General features: G+C 57.7%; 16 protein-coding genes. 12 read left to right on the top strand and 4 right to left on the bottom strand.

Annotated features, from left to right (window positions below; genetic code table 11):
* The first annotated feature begins 7 nt into the window (after positions 1-7).
* Entirely contained in the window at positions 8-556 is a 549-nt protein-coding gene (gene thpR / locus RXV90_RS21600; RefSeq protein ID WP_316651712.1) for an RNA 2',3'-cyclic phosphodiesterase, read from the top strand.
* Between the two features lie 80 nt (positions 557-636).
* The gene (locus tag RXV90_RS21605; RefSeq protein ID WP_316651715.1) at positions 637-957 is read left to right on the top strand and encodes a hypothetical protein; all 321 of its coding nucleotides are present in this window, start codon (positions 637-639) and stop codon (positions 955-957) included.
* Positions 958-996: 39 nt separating this feature from the next.
* On the opposite strand, the gene RXV90_RS21610 is transcribed toward RXV90_RS21605, so the two are convergent.
* Genes RXV90_RS21610 through RXV90_RS21620 form a run of 3 tightly spaced genes read right to left on the bottom strand, consistent with a single transcriptional unit; the run spans position 997 to position 3,260 of the window.
* Positions 997-1,488 carry a cupin domain-containing protein gene (locus RXV90_RS21610; protein ID WP_316651719.1) on the bottom strand — a complete coding sequence of 164 codons (492 nt, stop codon included), beginning with the start codon at positions 1,486-1,488 and terminating at the stop codon, positions 997-999.
* A gap of 53 nt (positions 1,489-1,541) precedes the next feature.
* Entirely contained in the window at positions 1,542-2,114 is a 573-nt protein-coding gene (locus RXV90_RS21615) for a carbonic anhydrase (protein ID WP_316651723.1), read from the bottom strand.
* A gap of 39 nt (positions 2,115-2,153) precedes the next feature.
* Entirely contained in the window at positions 2,154-3,260 is a 1,107-nt protein-coding gene (locus RXV90_RS21620; protein ID WP_316651725.1) for an NmrA family NAD(P)-binding protein, read from the bottom strand.
* 98 nt (positions 3,261-3,358) lie between these two features.
* Here RXV90_RS21620 and RXV90_RS21625 point away from each other — a divergent pair, with 98 nt between their 5' ends.
* From RXV90_RS21625 to RXV90_RS21635, 3 genes are all read left to right on the top strand, one after another.
* A complete protein-coding gene (locus RXV90_RS21625; RefSeq protein WP_316651727.1) occupies positions 3,359-3,925 on the top strand; it encodes a TetR/AcrR family transcriptional regulator in 567 nt (188 codons plus the stop codon).
* Positions 3,926-4,134: 209 nt separating this feature from the next.
* Positions 4,135-4,440 carry a hypothetical protein gene (locus RXV90_RS21630; RefSeq protein ID WP_316651729.1) on the top strand — a complete coding sequence of 102 codons (306 nt, stop codon included), beginning with the start codon at positions 4,135-4,137 and terminating at the stop codon, positions 4,438-4,440.
* 358 nt (positions 4,441-4,798) lie between these two features.
* Entirely contained in the window at positions 4,799-5,260 is a 462-nt protein-coding gene (locus tag RXV90_RS21635) for a thiol-disulfide oxidoreductase DCC family protein (RefSeq protein ID WP_316651730.1), read from the top strand.
* Positions 5,261-5,431: 171 nt separating this feature from the next.
* On the opposite strand, the gene RXV90_RS21640 is transcribed toward RXV90_RS21635, so the two are convergent.
* The gene (locus RXV90_RS21640; protein ID WP_316651732.1) at positions 5,432-5,911 is read right to left on the bottom strand and encodes a hypothetical protein; all 480 of its coding nucleotides are present in this window, start codon (positions 5,909-5,911) and stop codon (positions 5,432-5,434) included.
* Positions 5,912-6,100: 189 nt separating this feature from the next.
* On the opposite strand from RXV90_RS21640, the gene RXV90_RS21645 reads away from it, so the two are divergent.
* From RXV90_RS21645 to RXV90_RS21675, 7 genes are all read left to right on the top strand, one after another.
* A complete protein-coding gene (locus RXV90_RS21645) occupies positions 6,101-6,331 on the top strand; it encodes a hypothetical protein (RefSeq protein WP_316651733.1) in 231 nt (76 codons plus the stop codon).
* Positions 6,332-6,348: 17 nt separating this feature from the next.
* A complete protein-coding gene (locus RXV90_RS21650; RefSeq protein WP_316651734.1) occupies positions 6,349-8,229 on the top strand; it encodes a hypothetical protein in 1,881 nt (626 codons plus the stop codon).
* Positions 8,229-9,071 carry a hypothetical protein gene (locus tag RXV90_RS21655; RefSeq protein WP_316651735.1) on the top strand — a complete coding sequence of 281 codons (843 nt, stop codon included), beginning with the start codon at positions 8,229-8,231 and terminating at the stop codon, positions 9,069-9,071. Before RXV90_RS21650 ends, RXV90_RS21655 begins: the two co-directional genes overlap by 1 nt.
* Positions 9,064-9,897: a DUF6339 family protein gene (locus tag RXV90_RS21660; RefSeq protein WP_316651736.1), complete on the top strand. Its 834-nt coding sequence runs from the start codon at positions 9,064-9,066 to the stop codon at positions 9,895-9,897. Before RXV90_RS21655 ends, RXV90_RS21660 begins: the two co-directional genes overlap by 8 nt.
* A gap of 354 nt (positions 9,898-10,251) precedes the next feature.
* Positions 10,252-11,583: a site-specific DNA-methyltransferase gene (locus tag RXV90_RS21665; RefSeq protein ID WP_316651737.1), complete on the top strand. Its 1,332-nt coding sequence runs from the start codon at positions 10,252-10,254 to the stop codon at positions 11,581-11,583.
* Positions 11,580-12,083, top strand: a complete 504-nt coding sequence (locus RXV90_RS21670; RefSeq protein ID WP_316651738.1) for a DUF5681 domain-containing protein — start codon at positions 11,580-11,582, stop codon at positions 12,081-12,083. The genes RXV90_RS21665 and RXV90_RS21670 overlap by 4 nt, the downstream gene beginning before the upstream one ends.
* Positions 12,068-12,478, top strand: coding sequence for a DUF5681 domain-containing protein (locus tag RXV90_RS21675; RefSeq protein ID WP_316651740.1), 411 nt, complete (start codon positions 12,068-12,070; stop codon positions 12,476-12,478). The genes RXV90_RS21670 and RXV90_RS21675 overlap by 16 nt, the downstream gene beginning before the upstream one ends.
* Positions 12,479-12,516: the final 38 nt, after the last annotated feature.

Genomic DNA, 12,516 nt, shown 5'->3' on the forward strand with positions numbered 1-12,516 from the left:
GGCGCAGATGAGAGTATTTTTAGCGATCGATCTTCCGGAGCATGTTCGCGATGAGTTAATCGTCCTGCAGAGCTCCCTGACGGTCGGCCGGCCTGTCCCTGAGGAAAACCTTCACCTGACCCTTTGCTTTCTGGACGAGCAGCCCGAAGAAGCTGTCGAAGAGGCGCACGCGGCTCTCCAGGGTGTACGCGCACGTGCCTTCACCCTCCGGATTTCCGGGGTTGGCAGCTTTGGAAGTCGTTCACTGCAGGTGGTTTTCGCGGACTTTGCGCAATGTCCGGAGCTTGTTGAGCTCGAGCGGAGAGTAACCCGGTCCCTGCGCGCCGTGGGCCTCAAGTTTCCGAAGCGCCGGTTCCGGCCACATGTCACGCTTGCGCGTTTGCCAAAGAGCCTGTCTGCAATCGAGCTCGACAAGGTGCGGGACTACCTCGTGTCAAACGCGGGGTACCGGGGGTCGGCTTTTGAGGTGGCAGGCTTCTCCTTGTTTCAGTCAACTCTCATGCCACGGGGAGCGCGGCATGAAGAGATTGCGCGCTACGAACTGGCCGTCATCTGAAGGGCGCTGAGTGTGACCTGAGACCCGTTTCCTCCTACAGTTAGGGGTAGAGTCCGTTTAAAAACAAGCAGACGGACAGAATGAGGAGATCAAGGTTCAGCGAAGAGCAGATCATCGCAATCCTGAAGCATCAGGAGCCAGGGCTGCTGTCGAAAGTTGCGCTCGCAGCAGAGTTAGGAAACCAGGGGTGCTTCTTCGGCGAAGGAGTGGCTTCAGACAAAGATTGCGTCGTTTTCGCTTCGGTCTGGAAAGACCTCAGCGCACTGAAAGCACGTTTCGGTGAAGCATGGCAAACCTCATTCCTGCCCCCAGGCTATGATGCCCTGATTGATGAGTGTTCAGTTCGCCACATCGATCTCAGTGAAGGCTGGAAAGTGGATCTTGCAACCGACCCGGAATAGCTGTCCCGAACCCGGGCCATATCGTCAGGACATAGGCTACTACTTCTTTCCGACGCTGCCACCAACCTCCTGCACGTTCTTCAGATCGACAAGGTTCCAGGGAACTCCCACATTCCTGAAGATACGCTTGCCCTGCCTTGGATAATCACCGACGTCGTGAGAAAGCCGTTCGCCGACCACAATGCATCGTAGCACTTCCTCGCCGGTGTTCCTTATCGAATGCGCAACACCTCCCTTCCGGTAGCCGATGAAGTCGCCGGGCCCAATTGAGTGCTCGTCATCGCCCAGTAACGCGGTAGCGTTACCCGAAAGCACAAAAACGCATTCATCTTCATGGTAATGGCGGTGATGTTCCGTGGTCTCATGTCCAGGCTCCACCTCGATGATATGAAAGCCAAATCCGGTCAGGCCGGTCATGTCGCCAAGTGACTTGTTCACTCTCTTTGCATTGGGATTCAGGAAATGAGTCTTCTTTGTTCCTTCGAATTCTTCAATCTCATCCTTGGTCAGAATGTAGGTCTCTGTCGTCATCGTGCGCTCCAAAATGTGCTGTCTTATGAGCCGCAACCGGGCTCTGGATAAACTCAGCTTGCTTTATCTATTCCGGGCGTCACAGGGTCAGAACGCCACTCTCCGAGCGATTTCACCGACGCGATTTCTTGAGCAACTCCTGTGACAACATCGTAGAGCAGGGCTGAAACGGTTACGGCATCGGGGATCTCACTTGCTGTGACAAGGCGGCAGACATCAATCATGAGATCGCTCGCCTGGTCCGTAATCGCATAGTCAGAGACATCAATGCCAAGACTATCTTTCAAATGCGCCTGTAGCTCAGGGTTTGCCAGGCGCTGGGCACCGCATTGCGTGTGCTGCATCAGGATGACATTGAAGCCCAGCTCCCGACCTTCGGTCAGGATGTTCGCCAGCACAGACAACGTGGCGAGTTCTTCGATCACAGATCGAGTGACCCGCCCTCCGGTATTACGGATCACGATCACTTCGCCGAGGTCGAGGCCCAGAATATGGGCCGGGTCGACACGCGCATCGGCGCAGGCCAGAAGCACGGTTCGCAACCGGGGAAGGACCGGCATGTCCGGCTTGTCAAATGTCGCGGCAAATTTGCTGTTGCGCGCGATCAGGTCGTTCTGAACGTTCATAGGATTGCTCCGCTTTAAGGTCGTGGAAAGGGACGTGTGTCAGGCTGCCAACACTTTCGCGACGCGAGGCTTCTCCGGATGGTGACTTGCGAGCCAGGCCGGGTCGTCCTGTGAGAAAACGGGAGTCTGCGGCCTTACGTAGTCGCGCGCTTTTTCGGCGCCCCTGAGATTGAAAGGACGCGTGGCAAGGATCCTGAGAAACCCGGCGATAGCGCCCAGACTGCGCGCAGGGCTCCTGGTGAGATCCGGACGAGAAGACACGGTGCGGCGTATGACGTTTTCCAAGGCTTCCGGCTGCTCGCCACCGACACCTTCTACATGGTCAGTGGGTGCATTGACCGCGAAAGCCCCTCGCCGGTATTCGTCAGCATAGAGGGCCAGTTGTGTGACCGCGGCCACCGAGTAGTTTGATGGAGGCAGCGCCTTCAGGGCCTTAACCATCATGCGCTCCGATATATCGATGTAGCGTACACGTCTTCCAAGGGCGCGTCCCATCGCTCGCGCGATGTCGTCTGGTGACAGCAATTCGGGCCCGGTCGGGCGATAGGTTTGGCCTGCATGGGAGGCCGGATCGATCAGCGAAGCCGTGACGACACGCGCAATGTCCTCGTTTGAAGGCGCTGCGTTCTTTTTCACGTTTCCAGGACCCAATGGCATTGTAAAGACGCCCAGATGCGCCGCCATATCGAGGACCATCAGGTAATTGTCAGCGAACCAGCCGGGGTTCACTGTCGTCACCGACATCTCCTTGCGCATGCCTATCAGAATATCACTGAGATAGACCTCACGGGTGAAGAGCGAGGGATGGTTTGCGCTGGACAGCCACTGGCTCAGGGTCACGACGTGCTCGAGGCGCGCCTCAAAGGCGGCAGCTGTGAAGACGGCATTGAAGTATAGTCCGTTCGGCGCCGTCGGGGCGCATTGGTAGGCGCGCTGAACACCCTGCATTGCCGCGCGCATGTCCCCAAGGGAGTATTGATCTCCAACAAAAATCTCGGCACCGGCCCGTTTCAGAATTTCTGACCGATGATCTTGCCGTCGGACGAAAGCACGTACCGGAAAACCCTTCTCACGGAGTTGGAGCGTCGTGTGCAGGCCGGTCTTCCCGCCTGCACTGGTGACGAGGACTTTGGGTCGGGTGGACATATCCTGATCCTTTAGATGATGTTTGTAATCTTAAATTATAGATGCTATCCATCATCTTTAATGTCAACCCGCTATTTTGAAAGATCGTCATGCCCAGGATGTCGGAAGCAGATAAGCAGCGCAGTCACAGGCGGATCCTGGACGCTGCGGCGCGCCTGTTCAGAGAAAACGGAATCGAAGGAACCAGCGTCGCCGACGTGATGAACGCGGCCGGAATGACCCACGGTGGCTTTTACCGCCACTTCGGTTCGAAAGAAGAACTTGTGGCAGCCGCCTTTCGTCATGCGGTTGATGACGTTGTCTCCAGAATTGAAGAGGAAGAAACACCTGAGGGCAGAGCAGTGGAGAGAGACGCTTACATCGCGGACTATCTCTCGGAAGCGCACCTGAAGGAATTGGGGAAAGGCTGCCCTCTCGCTTCCCTCGGTGCTGAACTTGCGCGGGCGGGTCAGGCACCTCTGCATGAAGGCGCCGAAGCGGCAATAAGAATGGCTGAAGTGTTGCTGTATTCCGACGATGACGACAAAACAAAAGGTCTTGCTGTTATGGCTCTGCTGATGGGCTCGATCACCCTGGCGCGCCTGGCAGAAAGCCCGGAAAACGCGCACCGGGCTCTCGAGGCAGGAAAGACCGGTGCCGCTTTGCTGCAGGAACATTGGGATTAGAGCTTCGCACTCGCTTCTTCACAGCGAGCGAAAACCGCCATTGCGGATCGGGTAATCGCATGAACTAGCTTGTTGAAAGCGCCATGCACCTCACGCGTAAGGGCTATTATTTGAAGTGGTGCATTTCGATAGGCCCAGTACTGCGGCGCAGACAATTATGACGGTGCCTGCGGCCATCCCTGCTATAGTCAGTCCGGGAGGTGGCAGCGATGAGCTTCATATCGATCACGACATGGCGCATGACAACCGAAGCGGAAAGTCTTGAGCACGTAAGCCAGTTGATGCGTGAAAAATACTTTCCAGGGCTTCTGAAGCTTGGCGCCGAGCATTCGACGCTGGCAAGTATCGAGCTTGATCGATTTGCCATTGTGACCATTTATCCCAGCCGGCAGGTAAGGGAAGATGCCATCTCCCACATAACGGACCTCCGAAGCGAGGGCGCCGAGGAGTTCGGGGCAGAGCTGATGGACGCCTACTCCGGGGATGTGCTGGCGACTTCTGACAGCCTCGGTTAGGGCAGGCAAGGCTATCGAAAGCCACCTGTATGTCAGCCTTACGTGACGAGTGGGCGATAAGAAGCCCTAAACTAATGAGTATTTCTCCTCCGCTTGCTGCATGACCCTTCGAGGTAAGCCAGTCAGGATGAAGAGGCCGCCACAGACGAAGAAGAAGCTGCCCCAGGACCGTGCGAGAACGATTGAGGCGTCGGTGTGCATTCTGAGTGAGAAACTCGTGTCCCGTCTATAGGTGCGCTTTCTGGCATGACTGTCCCCATCCTCGGCGCACGCAATTGAGCGGGCCGGTCGCGTGGCAGCGGTTGGCCTGCGCGCGTGAACGGGGCATGCTGGGATTTCAGCTCCCCTGGAGGACAGCATGGCAGCAATTCTGGACAAAGGGGCCTATTCGTACCGAGACGATCCAGGTGTTCCGGCCTTCGACGACAGCGGTCAGATAGCGGTCATGGACGGGAACTGCGCACTCTGCTCCTGGGGTGCCCGCACGATCGCGCGGCTTGATCATATGGAGATGTTCCGCATCTGCCCGGTCCAGTCAGGGACTGGCGACGCGCTCGTGCGTCACTACGGACTGGATCCAACCGATCCCGAGACATGGCTCTTCCTCGAAGATGGCCATGCGTGGTCCGGCATGGAAGCAATCATCCGGATTGGCGAGCGGCTTGGGGGTGCGGGAAGGCTCGCCACCTTACTGCGCATCCTTCCACGTGGGATGCGCGAATGGCTGTACCGCCGGATTGCGCAAAATCGGTATCGCTTCGGCAAGTCCGACATGTGCACCATCCCCGACGAGAAGTTGCGACGCCGACTAATGACCTGAGACTGTCAGGGCGACTTCTGCAGAGCAAAGAAGGGCGTGTCCTCGTCTCAGGCTGAAAAGCAAACCGAAGCAGTAATCAGGAGAAACACTCGGATGGTTGCCTGGAGGCCAGGCTGACTCGGCGTCGCGGGTAACCCGTCACTGTCCGAATAACACCATAGACCCGATGTCTCAGAGATAGAGACCGGGGTCTTTGTCACGTTTCTTTTGCCGTTCGCTGAGCAATCGCCGCAGTGTATGTTCGATGTCTTCCGCCCACTCCGGAACATGAGTATCCGGATCGCTGGCCTCTGACCGGGTGTCGGCCCCTGGCACTGCTTTCTCGTCACCGTTCTTGTCCGTTTGAACCGGCATCGCGTCCTCCCAAATACGAAGCAGTTCTTCGCAGGCCATTTCCCAATGCCTGCTGTTTGAGGCTATCGAAGACGGCGATTCGACACAAACTCCCGGCTTTTGGGGGAGGGCAGCCTCGTTCGATTCTCTGCCCTCTAAACTGAACGCAGCCAACGTCAGGTTGCGGCCGTGAAAACGAAAACGGCGGTTATGAAGACATGACAAACAGAGCCGCCGCGGAATGCACTGGCAACCCGGCCTGATGTATCGGCTGAAGGCTGACCCTCCTTCTTTCAAGAAGTCCTTTTCGCCGCCCAATTTTCAGGGGCGCAATCCCACGACTTGAACCCCGTAGAAGGTAAGCAAAAACAGTAGGTTGCTGCTTGATTTTTGAGAAAATATTCATGCCAAAAGAGGTAACATTTCAAAAATGTTGCAAACAAGGATTGAATATTTGGGTTCAGAGCGTCATATTACTCACTGGCTTGGCATGTGGAGGAGTCTGGCATGGCGGGGCGAGACAAGAGAGGCAAGTTCATTGAGCTGGCGGAGAGCAGGGTGAACCGGGCCATCAAAGACCTCAGGTTGATCGGTAATCTTTCGAACCGCTCGGCCTACGAGTTCACGGATGAGGACATACGCAAGATTTTTCGGACGCTGCAGAGGGAGCTCGACACTGCAAAGGGGCGCTTTTCACGAGGCGACAAGAGCGTTGACGATGGTTTTCGGATTGGCTGAAGCAGGGATTGATTGAAATGAGTGAAGTAGGTCTTGAGTTTCTGGAGAACCAGGCGGGTGAAGTTGAGGGTCTGGGACACGCCGGCATCGAGACTTTTCGGGACACGCCGTTTGTCAGCTGCAGCCGCGAGGCCGGCCAGAATACTCTTGATGCAGCAGCCGGACGTCCGGTGCGGATGGTGCTTCGCGAACACAAGGTGCGGGCAAAAGAGATACCCGGCATCGAAAAGCTGAGGGAAACCATCGCGTCATGCCTTAGGGCCGCCCGTGCGACGGGTAGCGAGAAAGACAGGGACTATTTTGAAAATGCTAATGAAGTGGTCTCCAGGGAGATCATCCCGGTCCTCGAAATTGCGGATTACAACACAACAGGACTGGAGGGGCCGCCGAATGACAACGGCTCGAAGTTCCATGCCCTTGTGAAGAGTTCCGGCAAGAGCAACAAATCGACCGAGACATCGGGCGGCTCGTTCGGGATCGGGAAGAATGCGACCTTCGCAGTCTCCGATCTCCGGACCGTCTTTTATTCGACGCTCTATGACGCTGCGGATGGGCCGAAGTTCGCATTGCAGGGAAAAGTTCAGCTCGTTTCACACCGCGATGCTGGCGGTGTTGAGCGGACCGCCAAAGGATACTGGGGCCATCCGAAGCACTTTATGGCGGTCGAAGACCCGGCACTGGTCCCGGAGTGGCTCCGCCGCGACGCCAAAGGGACATCTGTGTTTTCTGTCGGGTTCCGGGGGCGGGAAGACTGGATCGACCGTATGACTGTCCCGCTTCTGTCGAACTTCTTTGCTGCCGTCGATGACGGCGACATTGAATTCGAGATCGGAGATGGTTCGCGCACGGTCAATGGCGAGACGCTGGCCGACTTGCTTGACGACGCAGCCATCGAGGAAGCCGGGGAAGAAGCGTCGCATGGCGATGACATCCGGCTTGCCCGTCAGCTCTACCGGTGTCGCAAATCGGAGGAGGCCGTGACAAAGCGGTTCCGGGTCGATGATCTGGGTGAGTTCAGAGCAAAGATTCTTGTAGAAGAAGGTATGCCTAAGCGCGTTGCTGTCGTTCGGAACGGTATGCTGATTGCTCAGTCGCTCGAGCACTTCGGGGACAAGTTTGCCAGGTTTCCTGGTGCAAGAGACTTCATAATGCTTGTCGAGCCAGCTGATGATGAGGCCAGCAAGGTTCTGAAGTCACTGGAGAATCCGCAGCACAACGCTTTCTCGGCGGGACGCCTCGATGACCCCGCGAAGCAGAAGAAAGTCACGCGGGCAATGAAGCGGCTCATTCATGAGATCCGCGCTCTGATCCGGGAAAACGCTGAAATCACCGGTGGTGATGCGGTCAGGCTCGATGAACTCGGGGAGTTCTTTGCAGATGCCGGCAGCGAAGAGGCCAAAGTACCTTCGGCAGAAGATGACCCGGAAACGATCAGATTCACGCCTGCAAAACGCGTCAGGCCTAAGCCGAAGAAACCAGTTGCCCGGCAGAGTGAGGGTGACGAAGGGGGCGCGGGCCACGACGAAGGCACCGGAGGTGCCGGCACCGACGGCAAAGGCGGCGGTTCAGGAGCCGGTGAAGGTGGTGAAGGCACAAGGGGCCAGCAAACGGTTGTCCGGCTCGCGACTGTCCGCAATGTCGAGCGGAGCCCGCGTGTCAGAAAGGTCTTCTTCACGCCGGATGAAGCCGGAGAAATCGAGCTCACTTTCCTCGCAACAGGCGTCTATGACGAGACGGAACTCCGAATTGCCAATGCCTCCGGACCGGCGAACTGTGCTGCCAGCGGGGGGCGCGTTGAACTGAGCGTCGATCAGGGATCGCGTGTTGAGATCGAAGTGACCTTTGACGACGACTACACAGGGCCGGTCGAAATCTACGCGGTGCGGAGGGCGGTCTGATGAAAATCGATCTGAACAGCCACTTCCCGCATCCGGTACTTAGCGACGGAAACGACGACTTCCTCAGCGGAAGTTTTGATCTTCAGATTGCCGAGGTCCGTGAATCCACAGACGGCAATGTCGAGGTCGACTATGTTCTGTCGCTTATATCATCGGACGTGCAGATGCTGATCGACGAAGGGTCGGCGCAGGCTGGTGCTTTCATCCGGTGTCAGGACACCTTCTTCTCCGAGCTCCGGGCTGCTGACAACACGACTGGTACATGGAATTTTGACCGGGGGGCGCTTCACGGCAAGGTAGAAGTCAAGCCGGCCATCTGGCTAATGAAGCCAGTGGAGAACTGGACAGCCGAAAGCCTGAACCCGGAATTCGGCGCGGCGGTTTCAATTCGTGGGTCCGAGATCATCGGCCTTGCGAATGACATCGTGTTCAGTATCGGGCAGGACAAGCTCCGGAAATTCGAAAGCATCTTTGAGCTGGTTCCGTCCGATGACATACCCAAAGGTCGCCTGAAACTCGACCTGCTGGCCGACGCCATCCGGATCCTTGCCCCGGTTGACCTGTTCAAGTCCATTGAACAGCTGCGGGGCACCAGGGGTGGCAAGCCTATGCTGCTCAGCGCCGTATACATGCCGGTCGTTATGGAGGTTCTGGAAAGCATCCGGGGACAGGGTGCTACCGGTTTTGAAGACAGGCCATGGTACCGGGTTTTTTCGGCGAAATGTGAGCATCTCGGCATCGACATTGAAAGGGCGCCTCTTCTCGAGAGTGCCCAGCGGCTTCTCGGCTCTCCGGTCGAGAAGCTCGGCGGAGCATTCACGGAGATTATGGACAATGTCTAAGCTGAAGTATTTTGCCGAAAGCATTCTTGCGGATCTGAAGGCCAATGTTCCGGCAAACCTCGACCGGTATCGTAAGGCAGGGTTCGAGGATCAGGCCGGTCATAATGGCTGGGCGATGGAGCTTTCTTCCGTCGAAGTGGATCCGGAGAAACTGGGTCAGCTCGACCCGTCCGGCGGCAGTGATACCGAAGTCAGTAATTCAATGATCGTCTTCGAAGCGTTCAGCGGGATGACGCCCGCGCTTGCGACTGAAGAGCGTGTGTGGGCGCGTCTGACACATTTTGAGTGTCTTGGATATGCACGGAAACGCTGGCCGTTGAAGGATGAGCCTAAAGAGGCCGGCGGGCTGCTGGGCGGGCTGACTGGTGCGAAGCAAAAGGCGGCTGAAGAGCGCAGGAACGTGCATCATCAGAACGTCAGTCAGGTTGAGACACATTACTTTGCGCGTGGTCGCACCGGATATCGCGATGACCATGCGGTGTCTCGGCTTTGGTGGAACGCGTTCATCGCATGGCGGGTAGATCCTCAGGATCAGGAAGGTGTTCTGAAGGAGCTGCTGCGGACCGCGGACATCCGGTCAAACCTTGTTGAGCGGCCTATGCTCAGCAACCGGGCAAGCCTGCTGAGAGGCATAATCCGGACTATGCGCAGCCATCCCGATGTTTACGGTACCGAGGCGACCTTCCGCGAGTTCATGAAAGCACTGAACCTTCGGGGGAGTGGCGTGCTCTTTGAGTCCGTTGCAGATCAGGACGCCGACATGATCCTGCTGAAGTGCCGCGATGATGCACTGCGTCGGGCGCAGAGTTCAAAGCGAGCCGCGTAGTCGCGCGACTTTCGGATTAGTATCCAACATTGGGATCAGATCACCTGGTTCTGACATTTCAGAATTGTTGAACCTGGGGTGTCACTCTGTTTCCGGATTATCGGCGTTGTTTGGGTCTCGCGCTGGTTGTGTCGCAGGCGCGGACGGGATACTCAGCCATATCCGAGGTTGTATCTGACGGCTGTGCATGGGCACGGCTGAAGGTGTCAGCCGCAGGATGAAAGTGCCGGGCATGGTCCGCAGGCGTCATCCGGAAGGTTCCATCGCATTCCATGGGGAACGCGTGGTTTCAGTTTAACTGGAGCTACGGCGTTTCTTGGCGTGTCGGGCTCCCCTGATGAACGGAGCCAGACCATGGCAGATCTGAAGATAACCTACCGATCCCCTGACGACCTGAGCGCTCGCGCGCGCAATCCGCGCACGCACAGCGAGGCGCAGATCCGACAGCTGATGCGCTCAATCGAGCACTTCGGCTTCACCAACCCTGTACTCGTTGACTCCGGGAGTACGCTTGTTGCCGGACATGGCCGCGTCCTCGCTGCGCAAAGGCTTGGCATGAAAGAAGTGCCGGTGATCTGCCTTGAGGACATGTCGCCCGCGGATATCCAGGCTTATGTCATTGCCGACAACCGCCTCGCTGAGAATGCGGGATGGGACCGGGAGCTTCTCGCGCTTGAATTCGCGGATCTCGGCGCGCTCGGGATCGACTACGATCTCACGCTGACGGGGTTTGAACTGCCCGAGATCGACCTGATCATCCAGGATCAGTCCCTTGCCGGACCGGACAGTGGATCTGATCCCGCGGACGAAACGCCTGATGTTTCAGACGGACCTTCGGTCACCCGGCCATGGGATATCTGGGAAATCGGGCGTCATCGCCTGATCTGCGGCGACAGTACGAAGCGCGATACTTATCTGGCCCTGATGGGGGAGACCCGCGCTCAGATGGTCTTCACCGATCCGCCCTATAACGTACCGGTCTCCGGGCATGTCTGCGGATCCGGCCGGGTGCAACACCGCGAGTTTGCGATGGCCTCCGGCGAGATGTCACCGGAGGCGTTCACTTCATTCCTCTCCGGTGTGTTCCATCATCTGGCGGAGTTCAGCGCGGACGGCTCCTTGCATTTTCAGTGCATGGACTGGCGCCACATGCGCGAAATCCTCGAAGCTGGCGCGGAAGCCTACAGCGAGCTGAAGAACCTCTGCGTCTGGTCCAAGGCAAATGCCGGCATGGGGTCGCTCTACCGCTCGCAACATGAACTGGTCTTTGCGTTTAAGTCGGGCCGCGGCGCCCACATCAATAACGTCGAGCTCGGAAAGCACGGCCGCTACCGCACAAATGTCTGGACGTATCCGGGCGTCAACAGCTTTGGCGCGCAGCAGAAGGATCTGGACCTGCATCCGACCGTCAAGCCGACGGCGCTGGTGCGCGACGCGATCCTCGACTGCTCAAGGCGCGAGGGTCTCATTCTCGATGCCTTCTGCGGATCCGGCACGACGCTGATTGCTGCAGAGGAAACCGGCCGGTCTGGCCGGGGCATCGAGATCGATCCTGCCTATTGCGATGTAATCGTCAGGCGCCTCCGGGATGTCTGCGGGCTGAAGGCAAGACTTCAGGCGACGGGTCAGAGCTTTGAAGATGTTGCTGAAGTTCGCGCCACAGACGATGCGGAGGATGCGGAATGAGACCGGGAGACAAGAGCAGCGATGATCACGAGGTCGGCTACGGCCGGCCTCCGAAATCCGCGCAGTTCAAAAAGGGTCAATCCGGAAACCCGAGAGGCCGGCCGAAGAAACCCGACGCCGCTGTTCTGGATCTGAATGCCGTGCTGGAGAGCGAGGTGCAGGTCAACGGTGCGCCGATGGACAGCCGTGAACTGGAGCTTCGCCAGCAGGTGAAAAAGGCGCTCAGTACGAACGGGGCGCTGAAATCCGTGCGCTACGTGATCGGCGAGTTCGAAAAGTATGGATCGATCAGGCCACCGGATCCGGACGCGCCTGCTGCGCTGCCGGCGTACCCCGAGATCCCTTGGGCGGTTCAGCGGATACTGCTCGCCCGCGGCGAAGCGCCTCCCTGGTCGCCGCAGCTACTGGCGGACGCGAAGGCGGAGTATCTCGCCGGGCGTGATGAAGGTGACCGGATTTACGACGTGCACGCGGGGTATGAAGAATGGCTGACGATGTAAATGACACCCGTACAGGAAGAGGCCGGCCGCCCCCGGCAAGCCAGTTCAGGAAAGGGAAGAGCGGAAACCCGAAGGGCCGGCCAAAAGGCAGGCAGAACATGAAGACAATCGTTGAAAAGGTCGCTCATGAAACGCACTGGATCAGTGAGGGTGGTCGGCAGACCGAACTGAAAACTTACGAGCTCATCTTCAGACGCCTTCAGGCGCGCGCCGTATCCGGTGACCTTGAGGCAAAGAAGTTGCTGGACAGCTATCGCGAGCGATATCAGCCGGGCGATGGCCCGCGGAAACTGCGTAGCCCGATCTGTCCACCGCCCATGGACCTTGAAACCTGGCTTGTACATGCCGAGGCCACACGGAAGAGAATGCTCTGGGCACAAGCTGAACGCGAGTAGATCGGGATCGGGATGGGACCGCCGGACGAAACATCAGA

The organism is Ovoidimarina sediminis, assembly GCF_032586175.1.
In the GTDB taxonomy this organism is placed as follows: Bacteria; Pseudomonadota; Alphaproteobacteria; order Rhodobacterales; family Rhodobacteraceae; genus Ovoidimarina; species Ovoidimarina sediminis.

Excerpts from the sequence above, each read along its gene's own strand:
- RXV90_RS21605 (WP_316651715.1), top strand. The coding sequence starts at position 637 with ATGAGGAGATCAAGGTTCAGCGAAGAGCAGATCATCGCAATCCTGAAG.
- RXV90_RS21625 (WP_316651727.1), top strand. The coding sequence starts at position 3,359 with ATGTCGGAAGCAGATAAGCAGCGCAGTCACAGGCGGATCCTGGACGCT.
- RXV90_RS21650 (WP_316651734.1), top strand. The coding sequence starts at position 6,349 with ATGAGTGAAGTAGGTCTTGAGTTTCTGGAGAACCAGGCGGGTGAAGTT.
- RXV90_RS21675 (WP_316651740.1), top strand. The coding sequence starts at position 12,068 with ATGGCTGACGATGTAAATGACACCCGTACAGGAAGAGGCCGGCCGCCC.
- RXV90_RS21630 (WP_316651729.1), top strand. The coding sequence starts at position 4,135 with ATGAGCTTCATATCGATCACGACATGGCGCATGACAACCGAAGCGGAA.
- RXV90_RS21620 (WP_316651725.1), bottom strand. The coding sequence starts at position 3,260 with ATGTCCACCCGACCCAAAGTCCTCGTCACCAGTGCAGGCGGGAAGACC.
- RXV90_RS21670 (WP_316651738.1), top strand. The coding sequence starts at position 11,580 with ATGAGACCGGGAGACAAGAGCAGCGATGATCACGAGGTCGGCTACGGC.
- RXV90_RS21655 (WP_316651735.1), top strand. The coding sequence starts at position 8,229 with ATGAAAATCGATCTGAACAGCCACTTCCCGCATCCGGTACTTAGCGAC.
- RXV90_RS21610 (WP_316651719.1), bottom strand. The coding sequence starts at position 1,488 with ATGACGACAGAGACCTACATTCTGACCAAGGATGAGATTGAAGAATTC.
- RXV90_RS21635 (WP_316651730.1), top strand. The coding sequence starts at position 4,799 with ATGGCAGCAATTCTGGACAAAGGGGCCTATTCGTACCGAGACGATCCA.
- RXV90_RS21665 (WP_316651737.1), top strand. The coding sequence starts at position 10,252 with ATGGCAGATCTGAAGATAACCTACCGATCCCCTGACGACCTGAGCGCT.
- RXV90_RS21645 (WP_316651733.1), top strand. The coding sequence starts at position 6,101 with ATGGCGGGGCGAGACAAGAGAGGCAAGTTCATTGAGCTGGCGGAGAGC.
- RXV90_RS21660 (WP_316651736.1), top strand. The coding sequence starts at position 9,064 with ATGTCTAAGCTGAAGTATTTTGCCGAAAGCATTCTTGCGGATCTGAAG.
- thpR (WP_316651712.1), top strand. The coding sequence starts at position 8 with ATGAGAGTATTTTTAGCGATCGATCTTCCGGAGCATGTTCGCGATGAG.
- RXV90_RS21615 (WP_316651723.1), bottom strand. The coding sequence starts at position 2,114 with ATGAACGTTCAGAACGACCTGATCGCGCGCAACAGCAAATTTGCCGCG.